Genomic DNA, 22,820 nt, shown 5'->3' with positions numbered 1-22,820 from the left:
TCGAGGGGAGAACTGGGTAGGGTATTGTTCCTTCCGCTAAGCCTCAAGTAATTAATGTCTAGAGACTGTGGCAGCCATGCTCCATGACAGGCTGACGGCGACTGCAGTAATTAAATATCCACTGACGGCGTAATTGTAAAAACCGCTGCATGACCTATCGCTGAGCACGTCATAAATCAAAAAGACGGGCGCTAGGAGGGTCATGATGGGTAAGAGCCGGCTTGGCGTAATTACTTTCCGTGCGGTTGAAACATGGATCAGGTAGCCCACTACCAGGATGCATAGGGCAATGAATAGTGCGACTATTATGCCAAAAAATACGTAGATCATAGGTATGTTTAGAATCTGCTAGTTAAGATTCACTGTGCCTTCCTGCTCGGTTTGATTGTGCTGGGACTTCTCGGCCTCGGCTGTTGGCGTCATGGGTTCCGGTTGAATATCGGTACTGGTGTCGTGTGGTGCAGAGGGTTCCTTCTCCGAGGCCACCGGGATATCACCACCCTTTAATGCTGCTTCAATTTCCTCCGGGGATGTTCCTGATGGGAATAGCGGTACGATATCTATACCTTCGCTCAACTGGTAGTCGTTCGCGTTAATCACCTCAGCATCCGGAAGGGTTGGCGAAGTGTTCAATTTAGGCGCATTAAACGTTCTGATGGACGGCGTGTTCTTGTCTGCGGTGATATATGTTGCAGATGCATCCGACGTGCGTCTCCGCAGGTTGTTCGAAAGCGTTGACCATGAGTACCGGGCGACGGTCGCGGAATTTAGCGGTCCTAAGAGCGATCCATCTGAAACCGGCCCCCATGCTTGCACATTTAATCTGATAGTAGTAATTCCCGTAACGGTGATGGGTACAAATCTAAAGTTGATGAACCGATTTGCACCTTCAGGATGCCCCTCCAAGGACTTGAAAGTGAATCCATCTGGAGAAATCGCCTCTACCCGTACCGGGGCGTCCACTCCCACTGCAGTTTCAAGATTGCAAATGGCCCCTACCTGCAGAGCGTCGGGGCAGCCTGTGAACGTGAAGTACTGATTGAAGTGCGTGGTCAGCTCACGGTTTAATGCCTGCGGAGTCCACTGCTCGCTAACATTGAAGATATCGTAAAACTGATTGTAACTTCCGTATCCAGAGGCGTACGTTGGCAGGGATGCAGGGGCCCGACCCCTGGAAAGTGGACACGGGGATTTAATCAAGATGCGATAGTAAGTGTAGCTGATTCGGCGGCTTCAAAGGCGTTCGGCGAGCGGTAGCCACACCACGAGTGCAACCGTTGGGTGTTGTACCGGATGCACCACTGGAACACGTCCCGGCGACACACCAGCTGACTGGCGAAAACAGGCTCGTCCTTCAGGACTTCCCGCTTCAACGAGGCGTTGAACGACTCCGCCAACGAGTTGTCCGCGCTCGTCCCGATCGTACCCATCGACTGGGTGACACCGAACCGCTCACATAACCTCCGGTACTGCTCAGAGGTATAGACACTGCCGTGATCCGAGTGAAAAATCGCCCCGTCAAGGCTACCTCGGACCCCGTGAGCCATCGTGAGGGCTTCTTCGACCAACTCGGTGCGCATGTGGTCGGCGATCGCGAAACCGGTCAACTGCCGCGAATAGCAGTCGATGACCGTGGCCAGGTACATATTCGACCCGTCCGCGATCGGCAGGTACGTGATATCGCCGACGTAGACCTTGTTCGGTTTCTCCGCGGTGAACCGGCGTTTCAGAAGGTCAGGGAATTTAGGCGCACGTTTCGCGGACACGGTGGTCTTCACCCGGCGTTTCCTGGTGTAGCCGAAAAGGCCCATCTGCCGCATCAGCCGGGCGGTGCGCTTGTGATTGAGACGGCCGCCCTTGCCCCGGTCGTTGGCGGGATCGGCGTTGATGGTCGCAGTTACACGTTTCGCCCCGTAACAGCCGTTCTCGGCCTTGAACACGGCCTTGATCCTCGCTCCCAGCGCCGCGTCAGCGACGAGGCGTCGCCGGCGGGCAGGAGCAGCAGATTTCCATTTGTAATACGAGGACCGGTTGACCTTCAGGACCTCACATAACCGCTTGACCTCGTAGAAGTCTCGGTGGTCATCAACGAACTGAAAGCGGTTCACCAGTTCGTCTCTTCCGCGAAATATTTGGCCGCCTTGCGCAGGATCTCTCGTTCCTCCCGGAGCTTGACGTTCTCGCGTTCCAACACGCGGATCCGCTCGGCATCGGAGAGTCCTTCAACCGGGGAGCGTTCGCTGTTGGCTGCGGCGATCGGGCTGGCGACTTTTTCACCGTTGGCGTTAGTTTTGGTGCCGGTGCCGAAGGCGTCGAGCCAGGTGCGCAGGGAGTTGCGGTTGACCCCGAGATCGGAGGCGATCGCGTTGATCGTGGCTCCGGGGGTCGACTCGTACAACGACACTGCGTCACGCTTGAACTGCTCGGTGTAGGTCTTGCGTGGCATGGTGGAAAGGTACCTCACTTTCCCAGCGAGATGCTGGTTTCAGCGTGTCCACCGCCAAGGGGTCAGGTCCCAGATTTAAACGGCACCCATTGAAGAGCATGTCCTTGAAATTCTTGTTGTATCGCACCGTCGTTCAAAAGTCGTTCTTCGGACACGGGAAAACCGAACCTGCTTTTTTCCCATCCATTTCTTGCCCAATAATTCCGAATTTCACCTTGTACTTTATGTGCGCCTGTGGACGGGCTCCAGTAAATTGATCCACCTTGGAAGTGGTTGTACTTGCCTTTTCCGTCCGGGGTGGTCAACTCATCGGTGACGGGGTAGCCCAACGGCCCGGTCTCCCATCCTTGCGCTGCCCACGTGTCGCGGATCCCACCCCAGATCTGGTGCGCGTCGGTGTTCGGTGACCAGTAAATTGATCCGCCCTGGAAGTGGTTGAACCGGCCCACACCGTCAGGGGTTTTCAGCTCATCGGTTGTGGGGTAGCCCAGGTCGGCGTTTTCCCACCCAAGATCGCCCCACTTGTCGCGGTGCTGTTGCAAACTTCAGGCGGAGAGCCGTGACGACCCAGTCTTCATCCTCTGATGCTCGCTGCGGGTCGGCGTTCTCAGGCAGCCTCGAACACCCGGCTGACGATCACCGCATCCGGGTTCGGTTGCCCGTAGGCAAACATCGCGCCCTGGCCTTTCCGTAATGAGTGCATCGCTTCCATCCCTTTCAACGTCCGGTACGCCGAGGTCCGGTTTTTGAACGCCCCCTTCGGTCCGAGGATCCGTTTCAGCCGCCCATGATCTCCTTCAATGACGTTATTGAGGTATTTCACCTGCCGGTGTTCCACGGTCTGCGGGCAGATTCCCTCTGACTTCAACTCGGCGATTGCCCTGGCCAGGGAGGGTGCTTTATCGGTGTTGATCACCCGCGGGAACCCGGTTATCGTGTTCGACCTCAGGGTCTTGGCCAGGAAACGCTTCGCTGCGGCGACGTTACGCTTTGGGGACAGGTAAAAATCCAGGGTATGCCCGCCCGCGGTGATGGCTCGATAGAGGTAGCACCACTTTCCCCCGACCCGGATATAGGTCTCGTCCACCCGCCAGGACCGGGCCTGCCAATCCGGGACTTGTCGGTACCACCGGGTCTGCTTGTCCAGCTCAGGAGCATATTTCTGGACCCAGCGGTGAGAATCGTGGTGTGATCGACTGGCACACCCCGCTCGGTCATCATCTCTTCGAGGTCGCGGTAGCTCACCCCGTAGCGGCAGTACCACCGCACTGCCCCCAGGATGATTTCACGGGGGAAATGCCGACCGGAGAAGATGCCCATGGCCGTGATTATTTCACGTCGATCTTCCTACTGCCCCAACTTTGCAACAGCACCGTTCACTGACGTACCCCTAAGCTCTGTTCGAAGGAGTGGGGTTGCAGGTTACGTAATTCATAACCCCCAAGTTGGTCATGCGCCTGCCATTATGAGAGATGAAAAGTTCTGAGGGATTGGGCCAGGATCGCAGTTCCCAGGAAACAGCCTGTTGTTGCTGCAATGAGTGAATCAATCGCGCTTTCTCATGTCAGCTGAAGTGGGAGCGTCACCCGTTCGGGGCCTGATTGAATTTGTGCACCTCTTCGCGTTCCAACGTGATCGCCGGCGGCAGCGTGGGGCGCTGATTATCCCGCTCGTCCTTATTGTCCTTCTCGGCCTCCTTCTTCGATCTCACCATCGCTTATCCTCCCGTCAAGAGATAAATCGTCATAAAGAGCAAGGAAATCGTTAGCAAAACGAAACCACAGAGCGTGAGCCGTGCGGTGGTTACCGTTCGCCCTCGGTCTTGTTTTAGTGTTTGAGTTTTGGAAGCTGTTAAAGCCCTGGTGGCTTCGGTCTGAGGCGGCCTGGGTTGGTCGGAGACTAGGTTTTACCCTAGGAGGAAGATCAGCATGGCACGACCCAGTCAGTACGACGCAGCCACGCAGGAGCGCGCGGTGCGCATGTACTTCGAGCGCCTCGAGGAAGGCGACATCTCCAAGGCGGGCGCCCGCCGGGAGATCGGTGAACTTCTCGGTGTGAAGGAATCCACCCTGCGCAACTGGATCCGCAAACAGGAAAAGCAGGCCGAAGCTCCTGAGCCCGGTTCCCTGTCCTACCAGCAACTCCAGGCCGCCTACGACGAGCAGGCCAAGGAAGTGGCCAAGCTGCGACGCGCCAATGAGATTTTGAAAACGGCGTCGGCTTTTTTCGCCCAGGCGGAGCTCGACCGCAAACTTCGGTAATCGTGGAGTTCATCCGCACCTACCGCCACCGCTTCGGGGTCGAGTCAATCTGCAAAACCTTGACTGCCCATGGCATCGCGATTGCCCCAAGCACCTTTTACGACCATCAGGCCCGCGGCTTCGGCCCCTCGGACGCTGAACTCGACGAGGCCTATGCCGCCCACCGCATCTACCGGTTGTGGGAGGCCAACCGCAAGGTCTACGGCCGGCGCAAACTCTGGAAGTCCGCCATCCGTGACGGCATGACTGTTGGCCGTGACCAGGTCGAACGACTGATGAAGATCACCGGAATCAAAGGCGTGTCACGAGGGATGCACCGCAAGAAGACCACCGTGGCCACCCCGGCCCACCGCCGGCACCCGGACCTGATCAACCGGCGGTGGGCGTATCCGTCGCACCCGGATCAGTGGTGGATCGCGGACTTCACCTACGTCTGGACCCGGGAGGGCTTCTGCTACGTCGCCTTCATTGTCGACGCCTATTCGCGAATGATCCTCGGCTGGGTGGTCACCACGGTCATGGACACCCGGATGGTGCTCATGGCCCTGGAGCACGCCCTGTTTTCCCGTCGGCGCACGAGGATGGACTTCACCGCCACCGGCATCGTCCACCACTCGGACGCGGGAGCCCAGGGCGGATTCAACTGGTCGTCGCAACACCTTGAGGTGAGAAAGGTGTTCAAGGATGGCGACCAAGGACTGGAGCATGAAGACCAGCGAGGTCCCGGAGGGGATGCGGCGGCAGTGGCGCGCGGACCGGGCGTTGCGGCCAGCAATGCGCTCTCCGGGCAGACCGCAGCCATCGAGGGCGGTGCAGCGACAATTCTGGCGCCTGATCGCGGCCGGGGTCACGACAGCGGAGGCAGCGCTGGCGGTGGGGGTGTCGGTGCCGGTCGGATCACGGTGGTTCCGTCACGCTGGCGGTATGCCACCGCTGACGTTGACGGAGCCAACTGGTCGTTATCTCAGTTTCGAGGAGCGAGAGGAGATCGCGATCTTGCGTGCTCAGGGACGCGGTGTCCGGTCGATCGCGCGTACCCTTGGGCGGGATCCGGGCACGATCAGTCGGGAGTTGCGCCGCAACGCTGCTACCCGCAGCGGGAAGCTGGAGTATCGCGCCACGGTGGCCCAATGGAAAGCCCAAGAGGCCGCGAAACGACCCAAGACCGCGAAGCTGGTGGCCAACCTGCGGCTTCGCGACTATGTCCAGGACAGACTCTCTGGGAAGGTCACTGGCCCGGACGGGACGCCGGTGGAAGGGCCGGTCACGCCGACGTGGAAGGGGTTGAACAAGCCTCGTCGGCAAGATCGACGGTGGGCCACCAGTTGGAGCCCGGAGCAGATCAGTCACCGCTTGAAGCTGGATTTCCCTGATGATGAGTCAATGCGTATCAGTCATGAGGCGATCTACCAGGCGTTGTTCATCGAAGGCCGCGGCGCGCTGAAGCGTGAGCTGGTGGCTTGCCTGCGAACGGGCAGGGCGTTGCGACAGCCCCGTGAGCGTTCCCGGAACAAACCCGGCGGTCATGTCGGCGCCGAGGTCGTGATCAGCCAACGCCCCGCAGAAGCCGCTGATCGCGCTGTTCCAGGACACTGGGAAGGTGACCTGGTCATCGGGACCGGCCGCTCTGCGATCGGGACCTTGGTCGAGCGTCGCAGCCGCGCGACGATCCTGGTCCGCTTGCCCCGCCTCGACGGCTGGGGCGAGCACCCTCCGGTCAAGAACGGCCCCGCGCTGGGCGGCTACGGTGCAGTCGCGATGAACGCGGCTCTGGCCGCTGCGATCACGACCCTGCCCCAGCAGTTACGCAAGACGATCACCTGGGACCGCGGCAAGGAACTATCAGGACATGCCGCGTTCACTCTTGAGACTGGCACCAAGGTGTTCTTCGCTGATCCGCACTCCCCGTGGCAACGGCCCACCAACGAGAACACCAACGGCCTGCTACGTCAGTACTTCCCCAAGGGCACCGACCTGTCCCGCTGGAGCGCAGACGACCTCGAAGCGGTGGCCCACACCCTCAACAACAGACCCCGCAAGACCCTCGGCTGGAAGACCCCCGCCGAAGTCTTCGGTGAAGCACTACAATCCCTGAAACAGGCCGGTGTTGCAACCACCGGTTGAACCTGCCCAGTACACCTCTATGGCGTTTACTGATGCCCTTGTCGAGGCCGGGTTGCAGGGCTCGATCGGCTCGGCCGGTGACGCCTTGGACAACGCGATGATGGAATCAACGATCGGGCTCTACAAGACCGAACTGATCGGCTTCGATCCACGTCGTACGTGGAGGGATGCCCAGGAGGTAGAAACGGAAACGGCCTCGTGGGTCTACTGGTACAATCACCAACGTCTGCACTCGTCGATCGGTGACGTTCCCCCGATCGAATACGAGCAGGACTACGAGGAATTCAACACCACCAGAAGAGCCCAGTAAGGCTTTTACCCGTAGTCTCCGAAAAACTCAGGCCGATTCAGTCTCTGCCTTTCCTACGAGTTGTTCTTCCAGTCGCTCGATTTTCGCCACGCCGCTTTTAGGACGAACGAAAAGCGCAGCTGCCCCCAGACCTGCCGCGACCAAAGCAACGATCAGCGCACACGTATATGCCCACCCACTGCCGTCACCGTCCTTAGGGATCGAGACAAAGATCAACGCAGAAGAAACCAGCAGCACAGCACGATTAGTTAACGACGTAGCGGAGCGATGTTGCTCTGCGATTTGGCGGTCGACTTCTGCGTCAATCTTCCTACTGCCCCAACTTTGCAACAGCACCGTTAGATGTACAACTAAGGGACGCGAAGAATTAGTGATATAAAACACTTTCTGGAAAATTTCCCCTCGCATGTCCATGTATGCGCATACACTCTATTTCGATTGATGTATGTGCATCAATCGAAATATCCAAGCCGACACCTGGCACCCAAGAGAGTTCCCTTCTAAGTCGAACAGGAAGGAGCAATCATGTCCCTGACAACAATTCCCGCCCGCACTCTCAGTGCGTCGTGGGAGCAGGTCGCAGCGATTGTCGCTGCGGTCGACGCCACACTAGGTAAGTGGCTGGTTGACAACTACAACATCGGCCTTACTGAGTACCGAGCTGTGCTCCATCTGAGCCGGACATCCGACCGGGAACTGCGAATCACCGAGCTCGCGAACCGGGTCGGCCTTACTCAGAGCTCGGCAACCCGGCTGGTCGGACGAATGGAGGCCAAGGGGCTGGCATTCCGAGACACCTGCCCAGATGATGGGCGCGGGGTCTTCGCAGTCATTACCGACGCCGGCCTCAAGGTTGTGGCAGAAATCCGCGAGCCATACGAAACGAAGATCTGCGAGCTTCTCGGCGATGCGGCCAAACAGTACCCGCAGCTGAACCTGGCTGATCTCGACCAATCATTCCAGACAATCAGTAAGCTTATCTCCTAAGGACCCCAGCATTTTAAGGGCCGACCCACACGCCGATACATGTATGCACATACACGTTCTGAACCGAAAGGACTGCTCAATGACCACAAAAATTGATGTTTTTGTCGACTATGTCTGCCCGTTCTGCTTCCTCGTGGAGGGAGCAATCGACGAGCTCAAGCGAGACCGTGACGTCGAGGTAACCATTCGCCCCTTCGAGCTACGCCCTCACCCTGTTCCTACTCTGCGGCCAGAAGACGACTATTTACCGCAGATCTGGAAAGACGCGGTTTACCCGATGTCCGAGCGCCTGAACGTGCCAATCAGCCTCCCGACGATCTCCCCGCAGCCACGCACCGAGAAGGCGTTCATGGTGCTCCAGCTGGCCCAAGAGCGCGGCAAAGCCGACGCGTACTCCGAGGCAATGTTCAAGGCGTTCTTCCAGGATGACAGGAACATCGGCGATGACGACGTGATCGTTAACGTCGCCACTTCCGTAGGCCTTGACGCGGGCGAGGTTGAAGCCGCTCTGCATAGTGAGGACCGACGGGCCAGGCAGCAAGCCGACCAAGATTATGCAGTCAACACCGTCGGCATCACCTCGGTGCCGAGCTTCATGGTCAATGGTTATCTTCTGTCCGGAGTCCCCAGTGCTACGCGGCTAAAGAAGACCGTCGACGACCTGACCGTCGACACTGCCCCCCGCGAGGCTGGCTCATGAACACGACTGCCCCGGAGGCCCTCGTCGAGGTCATGAACCAAGCCGTGGAAAGGTGTGTGGAGCACGTCGAGGCCGGGGGTTTGCCCTTCGTCGGTGTAGTCGTCGACGACTCGGGCATCATCTCGAATTTCGGAGTCAACCGAGTCCGGGAGACTCGCGATCCAAGTGCTCACGCGGAGATCGTCGCCATGCGTGAAGTCCTCAACGACCGGGAGGATCTATCCGGAACCATACTGCTCGCCACCGGCGAACCTTGCGGGCTGTGTTATCGCTTTGCTCTCGACCACGGCATCGAAGCCGTCTACGTGGCCGTCGACCGTGATGCCGTCGCCAAATGGGGATTCGACTATCGCACCAGTTATCCCTCGCTGGGCATCACCGATGAACTCCGGTCTGCCGTCTTCCATGATCTGCCCGCCGAGCGCGGCAATGAGCCGTTCTCCCGATACCTCCAGACACAAAACAAACGTGGACGCTGATCAGCGCTCCTGCACACCCTTGAAAGGACATTTACCATGAGTTGGCTCTACCTCGGAATCGCTGTCATCTTCGAAGTCGCAGTAGGCATCTCCGCCGGAAAAGCACAAGGCTTCACCAACTTTTGGTGGAGCGTTGCCACCCTCGTCAGCGGCGGAATCGCCACCTTCTTCCTCAGTCTGGCCCTGCTGACCTTCGACGTCGGTGTCGGCTATGCGCTGTGGACCTCTCTGGCCGGCGTCGGAATTGTCATCCTCGGCGCGATATTCCTCTCCCAGAAGCTGACGTGGAAGAAGCTGCTGGGTATCGGCATCGTCATCACTGGCGTCGTCGGGCTCAACCTCGCCGGCACTGCCTAACCCCCCTCTCGCCCCATCTTCAGAAAGGACTGCAGTCATGTCCACCAATGCGACCCGCGGCACTGCCGCCCCAGAAACCACCGAGAAAAACACCAACCCCTGGCTGGCTCTACTACTCGCCGGAGGATTCGAAGTTGGATACGCTCTAAGCGTCAACGGCAGCGAAGGCTTCACCAACCTCACGTGGTCCCTCGTAGCGATCGTTTTCTTCCTCTGCACTCTGTTCTTCCTCAGCGTGGCTCTGAAGAAGATCGACGTGGGCATCGGCTACGCCGTTTGGGCCGGAATCGGCGCCGTCGGCGCCGCCCTGCTGGGCCCCGTCTTCTTTGATGAGACCCTCACCCTCGTGAAGGGATTCTGGCTGACTGTCATCATCGGCGGTGTCATCTGGCTCAAACTCGCCGACAGCCCGAAACTCGAGGCGAAAAAGAGTGATACCCGGACCGCCATGGCCTCGGAACAGCACCAATAACAACCCGTCGGCCTACCCTCGCCCGCTCCGTGGTTCAAACCGCCCCGGCAGATGGCAGCAGGGTCGCCGCTTTCTGCACCTGGTCTGCGGTCGACGGTGACGACATGGGAAATGGGCGTCTATGACGGTGTGAACGAAGACCTCGCCCCCGCAGTGGGTGTACTTATAGACGCAATGGCGCCCCTCAGCCACCACGCATTCCTCCGGTGAGATTGGCTAATGGTTTGGATCGGCATTCGCGGCCTCTCCACGGGGACCCGTTTGCTCGGCGAAAACTCGTCTTGACCGGGGATCTCCACTGGTCTGACCGAAAACCTCGGCGGAAAGTAGACAATAACGTTTGCCCAGATAATAAGCACAAAACAGGCCATGCTCCGCAGCCTGTCTGGGATCCCGGGACGTATGATAGGCGTGTACATAATAAGGACACGCAACCGGCGGAGGTGGTCAGGATGGTCGTACGCGTAGATGTCGCCCCCGAGCTCCTTCGCTGGGCTGTCCGCCGCGGTGGATGGGACGAGGAAACCACCTCTCGACGAGCCCCCAAACTATCCGCGTGGCTAGCTAAAAGTGAACGCCCCACACTTAAGCAATTGGAGAAGTTTGCCAACGACACCCGCACGCCGTTTGGGATGCTTTTCCTTCCAGAACCACCTGAAGAGGTAGTTCCGATTCCAGACATGAGAACGTTAGGCAACCTCGGGGTCCATCAGCCGTCGGCAGACCTTCTCGACACCATATATCAGTGTCAGAGACGCCAAGACTGGTATCGAGATTATGCGTTAATGAGCGGTTTTGACGAAATTTCTTTTGTAGGGTCTACCACGGTTGATGCACCGGCTGACCTTATCGCCAATGAAATCCGGGGTGCACTAGATTTTGGCCTCGACGAACGAGCCACTTTTCCCAGCTGGGAACAGGCATTGCGACAGTTGATCGACCGCATTGAGGGTGTCGGTGTCTTGGTTATGGTAAATGGCATCGTCGGGTCCGACACGCATCGGAAACTAGACCCTAACGAGTTTCGGGGTTTCGCTCTGGCAGACTCGCTTGCCCCATTGATCTTCGTAAACAGTGCAGATACCAAGGCAGCGCAGATTTTTACTTTGATCCATGAGTTGGCGCACATTTGGCTGGGCGGCAGCGCACTTTCGGATGCTGCCATGACAGCCAAAGGGGGACCCGAGGACGAACTTTGGTGCAACCAAGTCGCCGCTGAGGTGCTCGTACCTTTGGCGGCATTGGTTGCAGACTTCAGGGGGGTAGTCAACGTTAACGAGTTGGAACGTCTCGCCAAGCGATACCGCGTCAGTACGCTGGTTGTCCTCAAGCGGCTCTACGATGCCAAGGCTCTCCCCTGGGACGAATATCTCCGAATATATGAGGAAGAAAAGCAGCGCGTCATGTCCATTTTAAGTGCCAGGCGCGGTGACGGAGGAGGGGGAAATTATTACTACACCCAGCCGCTTCGTCTCAGCCGTAATTTTTCGCGTGCTGTAATCACGAGCGCTTTTGAAGGATCCACTTCTTATCGGGATGCGTATCAATTACTCGGTACGAAGAAGCGTGCAACGTTCGAAAATCTAGCCGAGGAATTAGGTGTCGCATAATGTTTCTCGTTGATTCCAACATCCTCATCGAGGCAAAGAATCGTTATTATGCGTTTGATATTGCTCCCGGGTTCTGGGATTGGCTTGAAGGTGCTTAACAACAGGGATTGGCTTGCAGTATTGATGCTGTCCGAGATGAGCTTCTCAAGGGAGACGATGAGCTGGCGGCATGGGCGCGTGCAAACCCTGACTTTTTTAAACCAATCGACCAATCGACAACGAACCACTTCAGCGACCTCACAGCCTGGGCTGCTTCAGGTTCATATCGAGCCGAGGCCATTGCTGCCTTCACGGGAAATAACGCAGACTACCTTCTTATAGCTTATGCCCGAGAACATCAACATACGGTCGTCACCCATGAGCGCTCGCAGCCGAACTCGCGGAGGAGGATCCTTATCCCGGACGCGTGTTTGGCAATGGGCGTGAGCACGGTAGACACTTTCCAGATGATGCGCGCGACCGGGGCAGTTCTGAACCTGCGTACATCCGCCTAGATGCGCTACCCCCACTTATGCGACTAAAGGCCATCTCCACGGCGCGCCTGGAGGGGGTTGACGCCGCCACACGCTTCAACGTTAGGGTCATGCCTAGAATACGATTGCCACTCAGGTATCTCCTCAACTTGACATAGCGGCGCGGCCTTTCCGGCTGGTGGCGAAATTTCCTTCACCCGCCGTGGTGTATACCCCTTCAGCCCGAGCCCCGACTATTCCGCTTTCCTGCCCCCTTAGCGGACCCTTCGACCGTGCGGTAAGAAGTTCGTCTACCAGCCCAAACGATACCCTGCCCTGTACGGAAGGGTGTGGGCACCGCTGCACCTCGAGTTCGGGGTAAACACGAGGTTCGGGAAGGGCTGCTTTCTCAACTTCAACCGCGTCATCCTCGACATCGCGCCGGTGACCATCGGCGCTGGAACGCTTTTCGGACCCGCGTGTCAACTGATCACCGTGGGCCACCCCGTGGACGACCACGCCAAGCGCGCCGCAGGATGGGAGATCGCCCACCCGATCACCATCGGCGATAACTGCTGGTTCGGCGCCGGTGCGATGGTGATGCCGAGGGTGACTATCGGCGACAATTGCGTGATCGCGGCGGGGTCCGTGGTCACTGCCGATGTGCCCGCGAACTCCCTCGTGGCGGGCGTACCGGCCGTGGTGAAGCGTTCGTTATGAACTTAAACCCCCTCACATGCAAGAGAAAGTTCGCTCGAGTAGGCGGCGTCAGGGGGGCATTAATGCTTGTCGACGTCCACGCGCAGCGCACCCCAGCCTGGTTTGCCGCCGGGTCAAGTCCTAGGCAGTGGGTAGCTGATGGTGTACCTAAGTCGGAGGTGGCCCCACCGACTGGGGATCGGGTGGACTACCTTGTACAAGTACCTTGCTAGTGGAGTCGGGTAGATTCCCTATTCTTTTACAGTCTGTGGCTCCCGAAAAATTTCCTCTCTCGGGCCCGAACCCCGGAAAGTGGACACGGGGATTTAATCACGATGCGATAGTAAGTGTAGCTAACCCGGCGGCTTCGAAGGCGTTCGGTGAGCGGTAACCGCACCATGAATGCAACCGTTTGGTGTTGTACCGCGTGCACCACCGAAACACATCCCGGCGGCAGGCCAACTGACTAGCGAAAACAGACTCATCCTGCAGGACTTCCCGCTTCAACGAGGCGTTGAACGACTCCGCCAACGAGTTGTCCGCACTCGTCCCGATCGCGCCCATCGACTGGGTGACACCGAAGCGCACGCATAGTTTCCGGTACTGATCAGAGGTATAAACACTGCCGTGATCCGAGTGGAAGATCGCCCCGTCTAGGCTCCCGCGAACCTTCCGGGCCATCGTCAGGGCTTCTTCAACCAACTCGGTGCGCATGTGATCAGCGATCGCAAACCCCGTCAACTGCCGCGAATAGCAGTCGATAACCGTGGCCAGGTACATATTCGACCCGTCCGCGATCGGCAGGTACGTGATGTCGCCGACGTAGACCGCGTTCGGCCTGTCCGCAGTGAACCGGCGTTGCAACAGGTCCGGAAACCTCGGGGCCCGTTTACTCGACGTCGTCGTTTTCACCCGGCGTTTTTTGGTGAAACCAAAAAGGCCCATCTGCCGCATCAGCCGGGCGGTGCGCTTGTGATTGAGACGGCCGCCCTTGCCCCGGTCGTTGACGGGATCGGAGTTGATCGCCGCAGTCACTCGTTTCGCGCCGTAGCAGCCGTTCTCGGCGTTGGAGGTGGTCTTGATCTGCGCTCCTAGCACCGCGTCATCGACGAGGCGTTGCCGGCGGGCAGGAGCAGCTGATTTCCAGGCGTAGTAAGAGGACCGATTGATTTTCAGGACCTGGCATAACCGCTTGACCTCGTAGAGGTCTCGATGGTCGTCAACGAACCGGAAGCGGTTGACCAGTTCGTCTCTTTAAGCGAAATACTTGGCCGCCTTACGAAGGATTTCTCGTTCCTCGCGGAGTTTGGCGTTTTCGCGTTCCAGTACGCGGATGCGCTCGGCGTCCGACAGTCCTGAGGCAGCGGTGGCGGAGTCCGACGCGGCGATGGGGCTGGCGACTTTGTCACCGTTGGCATTGGTTTTGGTGCCGGTGCCGAAGGCATCGAGCCAGGTGCGCAGGGAGTTGCGGTTGACTCCGAGATCGGAAGCGATCGCGTTGATCGTTGCTCCGGGAGTCGACTCGTACAACGAGACTGCGTCACGCTTGAACTGCTCGGTGTAGGTCTTGCGTGGCATGGTGGAAAGGTACCTCACTTCCCCAGCGACATGCTGGTTTCAGCGTGTCCACCACCAGGGGGTCAGGTCCCTCAGAGGGGCGGTTTTAACCAGATCTAGTCAGCACATTGGCTGAACTCTTCCTGTGTGATAATGCTGGTCCCAGACCCTCCTATACCTGTACTTTTTCCGATGAGAATTTCACCGGGCTGGAGTTGGAGGAGCGACTCTTTTTGCACTGCTACCCCCGCGGTCTCTTTATCTTGACTAGACGAGAATGCACTAATGAGAAGCCACACGGATTCATCTGCCGGCGGGTTGCTCGGCGATTCGATTTTCCATGGGGCGGTGGGACTACTGAGGTTGACAGCAAACGGGTCCTGTTGGGGAACATCGGCTTTCAGCTTCCCGAAATCAGGATTACCCCCTGTGGACGGAGCTGAGGTATCGGAGGGTTCATTGGTTGGTTGTTTCAACTCCCCGGATATGGTGATTTGGTCTATCCTCGTGCCGCAAGGCTGAACATAGATTTCGATTTCGCCACTTTCATTTCGGTGCTGTTGCAAAGTTGGGCCAGGGTCGAAAAGCCCAACCTCAAGACATTAGTTGTCCTTGCTCCGGGGTGCTTAAGCTGTCTCGAATATCCGGCTGACGATCACCGCGTCTGGGTTCGGTTGCCCGTAGGCAAACATCGTGCCCTGGCCTTTCCGTAATGAGTGCATCGCTTCCATCCCTTTCAACGTCCGGTAGGCGGAAATTCGGTTTTTGAACGCTCCCTTCGGCCCCAGGATTCTTTTAAGTCGGCCATGATCTCCCTCGAGAACGTTGTTCAGGTATTTCACCTGCCGGTGCTCCACCGTCTGAGGGCAGATTCCCTCCGTCTTCAGCTCGGATATGGCCTTGGCCAGAGCTGATGCCTTGTCGGTGTTGATGACCCGCGGGGACCCGGCTGTCGTATTCGATCGCAGCGTCTTGGCCAGGAAACGCTTGGCCGCCGCGACATTGCGCTTCGGAGAGAGATAGAAGTCCAGGGTCTGCCCACCGGCGGTAATAGCCCGGTAGAGATAGCACCACGTGCCGCCGACCCGAATATAGGTCTCATCCACCCGCCAGGACCGGGCCTGCCAGTCGGGTACCTGCCGGTACCACCGAGTGTGATTATCCAGCTCAGGGGCGTATTTCTGCACCCAGCGGTAGATCGTGGTGTGATCGACTGGCACACCCCGCTCGGTCATCATTTCTTCGAGATCGCGGTAGCTCACCCCGTAGCGGCAGTACCACCGCACCGCCCACTGGATGATGTCACGGGGGAAATGCCGACCGAAGAAGATACCCATGGCTCTGATTAATTCACGCCGGTCTTTCTACTGCCCCAACTTTGCAACAGCACCTCTCTGGCGCACTCTGCGGAACTGTAAATGGACAGCACCATCTTTAATATCGAGTGATATCGAGTAGGTGGCACAAAAAGTACGTCTAGAGTATCTTTTGTGCCATGAAGGGTGCGGAAGCTGCAGAGACAGTGGGGGACCTGGCGTCTCAACAGTGGGGACTGGTCACCACAGCCCAGGCCGCGGCGCACGGTGTTGATCTGCCCTCATTGCGCCGTTTGGCCATGCGGGAGGTCATCACCCGCATCCGGCACGGAGTGTACGCAACCACAGGCACCCCGCTCTCGGCTGAGCTCGAGGTCAAGGCACACTGGCTGGCTGTGCACCCGGATCTCATGGCCGCCGAGCGCACCAGTGACCCACAGCTCGCCGTAGAAGCGGTGGTCTCGCACACGACGGCCGCCGAGTTGTGGGGGGTCGGGGATTTTTGGCCGGACGGAGTACACTTCACGACGGCAGTAAGACGGCGCAGCCGACAGGCGGACGTTTACTTTCACCGAGCCGACCTTAGAGATTCTGACTGGGTGCTTCACCCGACTTCGGGCATGCCAGTGACCACTGTCGCGCGCACGGTTGCCGATCTCGCTGACGAGGGACACGAAGCCGACCATCTCCTCGGCCTGGCCGCAGACGCCGCTCGTGCGTCCTTAACGATGGAGCGGGACCTGGTGGAGGCTCTTGCCGGTAAAGAAGAGGTCTTCGGACTGACCGCAGGGGATAGAGCAGGATTGGCACGTCTTGTGGGGGAGTACTTCCCCACGGTGGAGTTGGATCCACGAATATACGAAGAAATCGATAAGGCAATGCGCCCAATCCGGGAACAGATCGACACACTAATGCGGTCACTGTCACCACAGATCACCATGAGTGAAAACCTGGAGAGAACGGTGGACGGGGGTTCCCTGGTACCTGATCTTTTCGAGGATCTGAGGAAGAAGGTAATGACCGGGACAGACGAGAAATTCCTAGCGTTGCCGGCCACTGCAGAAATAGCGCGCCTCACGGAAGCGGCCTTCGGGAAAATGGTAGTCCCGGAATACCCCACCCTGGCATCCTTACCTCTGAAGCGACAGAACGAAGAAAGCGCCGGCCCCAATGACCAAGAAACCCCTGAAAACCACCAAGACCCACGGCCAGATCATCGCCGTGTTGAAAAAGGAAGCGAAACACCTGGGAAAGAACCCGAATGACGTCTATAACCAATTCTTCCGGGAGACTTTCCTGCGTGAATTAATGCGGCAGACCAGCGGGTGGGTGCTCAAAGGGGGCTCAAACATCTACTGCCGTATCCCCGGGGCGCGGCACACTCGTGATCTCGACCTGTACCGGCAGGTTGACCCCACCTCCGCCACTGGCGCCGCCGACGCGCTGATAGCTGCCATGGATGGGTGCCAGGTGGGACCGTACACGTTTCGCCTCCGCCGCCCCGACAAGCAAGGCAAAACCGGCGCCATTGACAGTGAACGCGTCGACGTCACCATCACTTACGGCGTCAACAGCCGGCTCATTCATTTCGGTGTGGACGTCAGCGGGGACCTTGAGGTGACGGGAGCGGTGGAAGCGCTCACGGTAGAGGCAAGCTATGAGGTGGACACGGAGCTTCTCCCTGCTAGCTTCCGCGTCTATTCGTACCCAGTGGCCAGCCAACTCGCCGACAAGGTGTGCGCGATGTATGAACGCCACGGCACCACCCCGCCAGGGCGCGCTTCGACGCGTTACCACGATCTTTACGACATTGCCCTGATCGCCTCAGAGCTGACCGTGGCAGCGGTGAATCTCCGCGACGCCTTAGATACCCAGTGCAGAGTGCGTTCCATTATCCTGCCGAAGCGCCTCCTTCCGCCCGACGAGAAGTGGGAAGCCCAGTACACGACCAAGGCGAAGACATTCACCGGAGCACGGGACAACCTCCGGAACTTTGGCGAGGCGTTGCGTATAGCTAGCCTGCTCCTGGACCCCATCTTGGGAGATGACCCCGATGTAGCGTTGGGGGAATGGGACCCCGCTACCCTCACCTGGCGATAAGCGGTTCTTGCATGTGTCGGTAGATCCCCCGCGACACGTCACCGATTCTGTCAGTCCTGAAGGGATGACGTGACTCGGCGATCAGTTACTCGGAAGAACATTTAGAAGAGACGTTGCGAAGCCTTCTCCGAGCCCAGACATGGTTGCAGTGACCAGCGCCTGAATGGATTGACGCGCCCAGTCGATTCCCCGTTTGGGGAGCTTTTCCTGGATCTTGGTCGCCTCCTCAATCAGATCTTTTTTTTCTTCCTCGGAGACACCCGGCACCTCCGCTGATTGAACAGTTGTGCGGAACTCTTCCAAAGCTCGAACTATGTCATCGGTTGTCACATTCATTGACATGTCGGCGGTCATGGAGCCAACCTGACTCCCGACCGCTTGGTTTCCGATGGTTTGGTTCCCGTAATTGTCTGCGGAAATGCTCATGGTGGGTGCTCCCCCTGGCTGGTTGAACTGGTCAATACTTTCCTGGCTGCGATACAGCTGGTGACCCGCACTAGTGAGCCTTGCTCTGATCATTCCGCCTCCCCAGGTTTCCGTGCCCGCAATGTAGCCGCTGTCCTTCAGTTCATCAGTGGCCTGCCCGATTTCTTGCTCGGTTAAAGATCCGCTAAAATCTTCAGCCCACTCCGTTTCTAGAAGGCCGGAGGGTGCAGAAGTTGGATGAATGGTGAGCCATTCCAGAATTCTGCGCTGCGCCAGCGATGCCCGGTAGGAATGCTTTGCCTTGGACGCTTCGATCCGCCCTTCGTTCGTCAACATAAAGCTAAAACTTCCGTCAAGTGTCCTGTTTTCTTTTATCAGAGAGGCGCCGACAAGCTCCTCATACACGGACAGAGAATCGTCTGGAGAAATCACGTCCGTCGGCACCGCCGAGATCTGTTGGTCGGACTGGTCCGCTAGCCACCGAAGAACCCTCTCGGCGGGAAAAGTAATAGACATTTCTGGCTCCTACTCGCCATCCAATGGAAATGGTGAACCGGCTGTCACCACAACCGTCAGCATAGGCGGTTCTCGTGGCGGTCAACGGGCAGTTTCGTGTCACTATGCACGTTCGGTTGACTACACCCTGTAGGACATAATGCCCCGTGTTGAGGCTTCGGTATCTTCATGAATGGCGCAAAAAGAACAGATAGCGTATTTTTTGTGCCATGAAGGGTGTGGAAGCGGTGGAGGTGGTGGGGGATCTGGCTTCGCAGCAGTGGGGCCTGGTCACCACCGCTCAGGCCGCGGCCTGCGGGGTTGATCCCCAGTCTCTGCAGCGTCACGAAGACGGCGGGCGCTCAGTCCGCGGGTTTTAGATTGGCGGTACCCACGAGAGGTGATGAAGCCGCCTACACGATTATTCTTCAACGTCGCACACATGAACTCGACTGTGAAACGATCCCGGTATTCATCAATGAAACGGATCATCTCCGACGTTGTGGGTCGAGTTCCGATGCGAAAAAAGCCGAAGCGGCTTTCAACAATTCATTGGTGTCTCGCAGCTCTTGGTTTTCGCGACGTAGCCTGGCGTTTTCAGCAATCACGTCTCCTTCAACACGAGTGATAACCCCATCCCGGCGGGCCTGTTGAACCCACTGGCGGGCGGTGTGCCACGAGATACCTAGTTTCGGGGCAACGGCCTGACACGCGGCCTGCATCGAAAGGTTCTCCGCCAGGATGCGATCCTCTACCAAACGAACGACGCGACCCTTCGCATCCTGATCAAATTTCCTCGGCATGTTCCAGATTTTCCCATCTACTCAAACGGAACAAAACCTAGGGCACTTCACAGACAAAGACTCGCTCGCCGGCGGTGAGGCCGCCGCGGAAAAGGCGCGACAAGCAATTCCTCACGCCACCGTCCGCGTCTGGCCGAACACTACCCATTCGCTGCCCTTCCAGGTCCCTCAGGAGCTCGGGGCCGAACTGGGGTCATTCTGGGCGGCGGAGTAGTGCCAGTCACCGGGTAGTTAGCTGTTTGGCATCGCGCCGGGGCGCCACATTCCCAACTCAGGCTGCTGTCCGGGGGTTGGCACCGGGTTGGCACCTAGCGGGACAAAGCCCATCCGCTGGTAGAGCCGCGCCGAGGCCGGGGTGGTCGCCTCGAGGTAGGCGGCGTCGTCGCCCGCGCGCTCCAGGCCGCGGGCGAGCAGCGCGGTGCCCACCCCCTTGCCCTGCGCCTCGGGGGCTGCGCCGATGACGAAGAGGTACCAGTGCGGAAACTTGGGGTGGTAGCTGCCGACGCGCACTGCGGTGAGAATCTCCTTTGCCAATCTGCGGCCCATAAGCCGCACAACCTGCGGCGCTGCCGCAGCCTTCGCCTTGAATCCGAGCGTTGAGCCCGGCCGATCCCATAGCGCTGCGCCGAGGATCTGCCCGCTATCACCCACTGCCACGTCGACCTCGCCGGAGTCGAAGTAGTGATGGCGGATCAGCGTCACCGACAGCGTTGTCAGCTCCGCCTCCGACTCCTCGCGGCCGCGCTCACCGAGGATGCGACGAAAGGACGGATCGAGTGCAAACGCACTGCCCAGCAGGGCGGCGACAGCAGGAATCTCGGACTTGTTCGCGGATCGGACGCTAGTGCTCATGGGCGCCACTGTAGCGGGCGAGCGCGTCAATCAAGACATCCAGAGCTTCCCGGGTTTTCTCCCGTGCAAGCTCGTCACCATCGTGCTCGGCCACCCACAATGCGGCCTCATTCATGGCTCCGGAGAGCTGGACTGTCACTGCATCGAGCAGCGCTTCGGGCACCCCGACCTGCTCGAGGCCCTCGCGAAGGTGGCGCATGGAGTGAGCCGCGTCGTGGTCGCGCCAGGTTCGCCAGCCGACGACCGCGGGGGCGTCGATAAGCAGAATCTTTAACCTCGGCTGGCGGGTGATGGCGTCGACGAACGCGTGCGATCCGGCTCGGAGCTGATCCAGAGCGGAATCGCCAGCGTCGTGCGCTCGCCTCTCCACCTCCTGCGCCACCTCGGCTTGAAGCGCCTCCATGACAGCGACGAAAAGACCCTTCTTGCTCACGAAATGGTGGTACACGGCACCGCGGGTGACGGACGCTGCGCGCGCGACATCATCGAGTGCGGTGCCCGCGAACCCGTTCCGGTCGAACATCTCAATCGCGTGGTCGAGCACTCGGCGCCGGGTTAGAGCTGCGACTTCGGCTGAGGATCGTGCCAAAACTCCTCCTTACATACACCGTATATGTATACTTCTGATCGTTACATACACACCGTACGTTAAGGAGACTTCCGTGACCATCACCAGCACCTACCCCGTTCTCATGTCCAAGGACGTTGCAACCGCGGCTGCTTTCTACACCAACACCTTCGGGTTCGACACCACCTTCAGCACCGACTGGTACGTCAGCTTGAAATACGACGCATTCGAGTTGGCCATCGTGGACAAGGACCATCCCACCGTTCCCGAGGGATCCAACGCGCTTCCGGCGGGAATGCTGCTCAACATCGAAGTCGACAACGTGGATGACATCTACGCGAAGGTCGTTTCAGGCTCCGGCCTCTACGTTGTTCTTGATATCCGCGACGAGGACTTTGGTCAGCGCCACTTCATTCTCACGGGGCCGGATGGAGTCCTTATCGACGTCATTCAGCCGATTGAGCCCAGCCCAGAATTCGCAGCCGCCTACGGGCACGCCCCCGAGTAGCGCGTAGGCGCGTAAGATGCTTTCTTAATGAATAGCATCGAGCTGGTAGTCACGGTGGACGAGGCGGGCAACACCATCGGTTCCGCCCCGAAAGAAACCGTGCATACGGACCACACCCCCCTTCACCTCGCATTCTCCTGCTACCTGCTCAACTCGGAGGGGATGCTGCTGATGACCCGGCGCGCCCTGACGAAGCGGACCTGGCCGGGAGTATGGACCAACAGCTTCTGCGGCCACCCCGGCCCAGGCGAGGCGTGCGAGGACGCCATCGTGCGGCGCAGCGAACAGGAATTGGGATGCACGGGCCCGAACCCCGGAAAGGGGGAAGTAGGTTCTGCAAATTATTATGTCCGACCGCACCTCGCCACCGCCGGATACGTCGCCGTCGGCGCGATAGGCACGGCAGCCGACGGAAAAGGGCCGCGTATGGCCCCCACGGCGCTCCCCATGGGGACCATGTGCCTTTCTTTCGCCGTCCTGCTCCACGCCCGGGTGGGCGCCGTGTAGTCGATGTACGCACTACCCGACGGGGCGAGATCAATCGGCTGCTTCTGCATGCAAGCGGACATGCCCGAACTGCAGTTCGGGGTTGCAGTGGCGGTGATTTTATTCAGCGTGTCCACGATCCTCGACGAACTCAATCTGGCATTTCAGAGCATCGTCAGCAAGACAGTTCCCGGGCCATCTCCGTCCGCTACTGCCCCATCGGGGCACTTCACCCTAAAACTGTTCACACGAACCTCCTAGCGCAAGTAGAAGGTGTCCACGATGTCGTAGCGCGGTCCACCACCGCGCCCCTTACCCAGGTGCGACTCCATGAGGTGGACCTCGTCGACGGTGAAGTCCGGCCCGCAGTAGACGGAGAGGGCGTGGGAGTGGTCGTCGATAAGCCAGGCGTCGCGAGTGCGGTGGCACTTCTTGGCCACCGTCAGGTGCGCGCGCTGGCGGCCGTCCTCCTCGAGCGAACACTCGCTCATGAGCTCGCGCAGCTGCGGCTTGTCCCCACCCACCCCGATCCAGAGGGTACGATGATCAAACGCCCCCGCTCCTCTCAGGTGGAGGCGCAAGGGGCGTCGAAAAGCTGTGGCTTGGGCGAGGTGGTCGGTCACCGCGGCGGCGTCATTTGGTTGGTTGCCGTAGAACGCCGTTGTGAGGTGCCACGTGTCCGGGTCCGTCCACCTCAGTTCTGAGGACAGGTCCCTGATTGGCCGGAGCGCGCGGACAAGGTGCTCCCGGACCTCGTCCGGAGGCAGCACGGCGGCGAATAGACGTCTCATGACGACGCCCATCCTAACCCG

General features: G+C 58.9%; 24 protein-coding genes, 6 pseudogenes and 1 other annotated feature. Of the genes and pseudogenes, 17 read left to right on the top strand and 13 right to left on the bottom strand.

The features are described 5' to 3' along the window. Positions 1 to 348: 348 nt before the first annotated feature. The 5 genes and pseudogenes from RIU96_RS02730 to RIU96_RS02710 all read right to left on the bottom strand — a co-directional run bounded on the left by RIU96_RS02730 (position 349) and on the right by RIU96_RS02710 (position 4,160). Positions 349 to 1,200, bottom strand: coding sequence for a hypothetical protein (locus RIU96_RS02730; protein WP_181729677.1), 852 nt, complete (start codon positions 1,198 to 1,200; stop codon positions 349 to 351). After that, a protein-coding gene (locus RIU96_RS02725; protein ID WP_136652982.1) for an IS3 family transposase occupies positions 1,197 to 2,446 on the bottom strand; the annotation gives its coding sequence in 2 pieces (ribosomal slippage) (positions 1,197 to 2,119 and positions 2,119 to 2,446; 1,251 coding nt in all). The genes RIU96_RS02730 and RIU96_RS02725 overlap by 4 nt, the downstream gene beginning before the upstream one ends. 62 nt (positions 2,447 to 2,508) lie before the next feature. Continuing rightward, on the bottom strand, positions 2,509 to 2,988 hold the full coding sequence (locus RIU96_RS02720) for an LGFP repeat-containing protein (RefSeq protein WP_181729841.1): 480 nt from the start codon (positions 2,986 to 2,988) through the stop codon (positions 2,509 to 2,511). Between the two features lie 65 nt (positions 2,989 to 3,053). After that, positions 3,054 to 3,766 (bottom strand): annotated as a pseudogene (locus tag RIU96_RS02715) (IS6 family transposase). A gap of 262 nt (positions 3,767 to 4,028) precedes the next feature. Beyond that, a complete protein-coding gene (locus RIU96_RS02710; protein ID WP_258562638.1) occupies positions 4,029 to 4,160 on the bottom strand; it encodes a hypothetical protein in 132 nt (43 codons plus the stop codon). A gap of 214 nt (positions 4,161 to 4,374) precedes the next feature. On the opposite strand from RIU96_RS02710, the gene RIU96_RS02705 reads away from it, so the two are divergent. From RIU96_RS02705 to RIU96_RS02690, 4 genes and pseudogenes are all read left to right on the top strand, one after another. Continuing rightward, positions 4,375 to 4,707 carry a transposase gene (locus tag RIU96_RS02705; RefSeq protein ID WP_006841315.1) on the top strand — a complete coding sequence of 111 codons (333 nt, stop codon included), beginning with the start codon at positions 4,375 to 4,377 and terminating at the stop codon, positions 4,705 to 4,707. After that, positions 4,665 to 4,796 (top strand) — a sequence feature (AL1L pseudoknot). (Overlaps the previous gene by 43 nt.) Then, positions 4,710 to 5,327, top strand: a pseudogene (locus tag RIU96_RS02700) (DDE-type integrase/transposase/recombinase); the annotation flags it as partial. Its footprint overlaps the feature before it by 87 nt. 85 nt (positions 5,328 to 5,412) lie before the next feature. Beyond that, positions 5,413 to 6,831, top strand: a complete 1,419-nt coding sequence (locus RIU96_RS02695) for an IS30 family transposase (protein ID WP_136653470.1) — start codon at positions 5,413 to 5,415, stop codon at positions 6,829 to 6,831. A 4-nt stretch (positions 6,832 to 6,835) separates the two neighbouring features. Then, positions 6,836 to 7,141, top strand: a pseudogene (locus RIU96_RS02690) (transposase); the annotation flags it as partial. 27 nt (positions 7,142 to 7,168) lie between these two features. Here RIU96_RS02690 and RIU96_RS02685 read toward each other — a convergent pair. Then, positions 7,169 to 7,555 (bottom strand): hypothetical protein, encoded by a 387-nt coding sequence (locus RIU96_RS02685; RefSeq protein ID WP_181730184.1) that lies wholly within the window; start codon positions 7,553 to 7,555, stop codon positions 7,169 to 7,171. 111 nt (positions 7,556 to 7,666) lie between these two features. On the opposite strand from RIU96_RS02685, the gene RIU96_RS02680 reads away from it, so the two are divergent. The 8 genes and pseudogenes from RIU96_RS02680 to RIU96_RS02645 all read left to right on the top strand — a co-directional run bounded on the left by RIU96_RS02680 (position 7,667) and on the right by RIU96_RS02645 (position 12,918). Beyond that, entirely contained in the window at positions 7,667 to 8,128 is a 462-nt protein-coding gene (locus RIU96_RS02680) for a MarR family winged helix-turn-helix transcriptional regulator (RefSeq protein ID WP_181730185.1), read from the top strand. Between the two features lie 79 nt (positions 8,129 to 8,207). Continuing rightward, positions 8,208 to 8,828: a DsbA family oxidoreductase gene (locus RIU96_RS02675; RefSeq protein WP_259788135.1), complete on the top strand. Its 621-nt coding sequence runs from the start codon at positions 8,208 to 8,210 to the stop codon at positions 8,826 to 8,828. Beyond that, entirely contained in the window at positions 8,825 to 9,307 is a 483-nt protein-coding gene (locus RIU96_RS02670; RefSeq protein ID WP_181730190.1) for a nucleoside deaminase, read from the top strand. Before RIU96_RS02675 ends, RIU96_RS02670 begins: the two co-directional genes overlap by 4 nt. A 36-nt stretch (positions 9,308 to 9,343) precedes the next feature. After that, positions 9,344 to 9,664: a DMT family transporter gene (locus tag RIU96_RS02665; protein WP_181730186.1), complete on the top strand. Its 321-nt coding sequence runs from the start codon at positions 9,344 to 9,346 to the stop codon at positions 9,662 to 9,664. A gap of 37 nt (positions 9,665 to 9,701) precedes the next feature. Continuing rightward, positions 9,702 to 10,136, top strand: a complete 435-nt coding sequence (locus RIU96_RS02660) for a DMT family transporter (protein ID WP_181730187.1) — start codon at positions 9,702 to 9,704, stop codon at positions 10,134 to 10,136. A 593-nt stretch (positions 10,137 to 10,729) separates the two neighbouring features. After that, the gene (locus RIU96_RS02655; RefSeq protein ID WP_258562825.1) at positions 10,730 to 11,746 is read left to right on the top strand and encodes an ImmA/IrrE family metallo-endopeptidase; all 1,017 of its coding nucleotides are present in this window, start codon (positions 10,730 to 10,732) and stop codon (positions 11,744 to 11,746) included. Next, positions 11,746 to 12,240: pseudogene (locus RIU96_RS02650) on the top strand (DUF4411 family protein). Before RIU96_RS02655 ends, RIU96_RS02650 begins: the two are co-directional and overlap by 1 nt. Before the next feature lie 306 nt (positions 12,241 to 12,546). Then, a complete protein-coding gene (locus RIU96_RS02645; protein WP_375544272.1) occupies positions 12,547 to 12,918 on the top strand; it encodes a sugar O-acetyltransferase in 372 nt (123 codons plus the stop codon). Positions 12,919 to 13,227: 309 nt separating this feature from the next. Here the strand turns inward: RIU96_RS02645 and RIU96_RS02640 are convergent. Continuing rightward, a pseudogene (locus tag RIU96_RS02640) lies at positions 13,228 to 14,475 on the bottom strand (IS3 family transposase). 605 nt (positions 14,476 to 15,080) lie between these two features. Next, positions 15,081 to 15,791, bottom strand: a complete 711-nt coding sequence (locus RIU96_RS02635; RefSeq protein ID WP_144740876.1) for an IS6 family transposase — start codon at positions 15,789 to 15,791, stop codon at positions 15,081 to 15,083. A 158-nt stretch (positions 15,792 to 15,949) separates the two neighbouring features. Here RIU96_RS02635 and RIU96_RS02630 point away from each other — a divergent pair, with 158 nt between their 5' ends. Beyond that, entirely contained in the window at positions 15,950 to 17,035 is a 1,086-nt protein-coding gene (locus tag RIU96_RS02630; RefSeq protein ID WP_136652629.1) for a type IV toxin-antitoxin system AbiEi family antitoxin domain-containing protein, read from the top strand. Then, a complete protein-coding gene (locus RIU96_RS02625; protein WP_006839156.1) occupies positions 16,941 to 17,870 on the top strand; it encodes a nucleotidyl transferase AbiEii/AbiGii toxin family protein in 930 nt (309 codons plus the stop codon). Before RIU96_RS02630 ends, RIU96_RS02625 begins: the two co-directional genes overlap by 95 nt. Positions 17,871 to 17,951: 81 nt before the next feature. Here the strand turns inward: RIU96_RS02625 and RIU96_RS02620 are convergent, their stop codons facing one another. Further along, positions 17,952 to 18,812 (bottom strand): hypothetical protein, encoded by an 861-nt coding sequence (locus RIU96_RS02620; protein ID WP_144690148.1) that lies wholly within the window; start codon positions 18,810 to 18,812, stop codon positions 17,952 to 17,954. 209 nt (positions 18,813 to 19,021) lie between these two features. Here RIU96_RS02620 and RIU96_RS02615 point away from each other — a divergent pair, with 209 nt between their 5' ends. Further along, a complete protein-coding gene (locus RIU96_RS02615; protein WP_258562647.1) occupies positions 19,022 to 19,171 on the top strand; it encodes a type IV toxin-antitoxin system AbiEi family antitoxin domain-containing protein in 150 nt (49 codons plus the stop codon). A gap of 108 nt (positions 19,172 to 19,279) precedes the next feature. On the opposite strand, the pseudogene RIU96_RS02610 reads toward RIU96_RS02615, so the two are convergent. The 3 genes and pseudogenes from RIU96_RS02610 to RIU96_RS02600 all read right to left on the bottom strand — a co-directional run bounded on the left by RIU96_RS02610 (position 19,280) and on the right by RIU96_RS02600 (position 21,035). Beyond that, positions 19,280 to 19,619, bottom strand: a pseudogene (locus tag RIU96_RS02610) (transposase). 206 nt (positions 19,620 to 19,825) lie between these two features. Further along, complete coding sequence (locus RIU96_RS02605; protein ID WP_136652984.1) at positions 19,826 to 20,446, bottom strand: GNAT family N-acetyltransferase; 621 nt, start codon at positions 20,444 to 20,446, stop codon at positions 19,826 to 19,828. Continuing rightward, positions 20,436 to 21,035 carry a TetR family C-terminal domain-containing protein gene (locus RIU96_RS02600; RefSeq protein ID WP_040422110.1) on the bottom strand — a complete coding sequence of 200 codons (600 nt, stop codon included), beginning with the start codon at positions 21,033 to 21,035 and terminating at the stop codon, positions 20,436 to 20,438. The genes RIU96_RS02605 and RIU96_RS02600 overlap by 11 nt, the downstream gene beginning before the upstream one ends. 73 nt (positions 21,036 to 21,108) lie before the next feature. On the opposite strand from RIU96_RS02600, the gene RIU96_RS02595 reads away from it, so the two are divergent. Together RIU96_RS02595 and idi are read left to right on the top strand one after the other, a co-directional pair. Beyond that, positions 21,109 to 21,522, top strand: a complete 414-nt coding sequence (locus RIU96_RS02595) for a VOC family protein (protein WP_144690150.1) — start codon at positions 21,109 to 21,111, stop codon at positions 21,520 to 21,522. 27 nt (positions 21,523 to 21,549) lie between these two features. After that, entirely contained in the window at positions 21,550 to 22,029 is a 480-nt protein-coding gene (gene idi, locus RIU96_RS02590) for an isopentenyl-diphosphate Delta-isomerase (RefSeq protein WP_311205097.1), read from the top strand. A 236-nt stretch (positions 22,030 to 22,265) separates the two neighbouring features. On the opposite strand, the gene thpR is transcribed toward idi, so the two are convergent. Then, entirely contained in the window at positions 22,266 to 22,799 is a 534-nt protein-coding gene (gene thpR, locus RIU96_RS02585) for an RNA 2',3'-cyclic phosphodiesterase (protein ID WP_144690156.1), read from the bottom strand. Positions 22,800 to 22,820 lie beyond the last annotated feature (21 nt).

It is taken from the genome of Corynebacterium sp. Z-1, from assembly GCF_031844665.1.
GTDB classification, from domain to species: domain Bacteria; phylum Actinomycetota; class Actinomycetes; order Mycobacteriales; family Mycobacteriaceae; genus Corynebacterium; species Corynebacterium sanguinis.
Note: the sequence above shows the minus strand (reverse complement) of the source record. Positions and strands in the feature narration are given on the sequence as shown.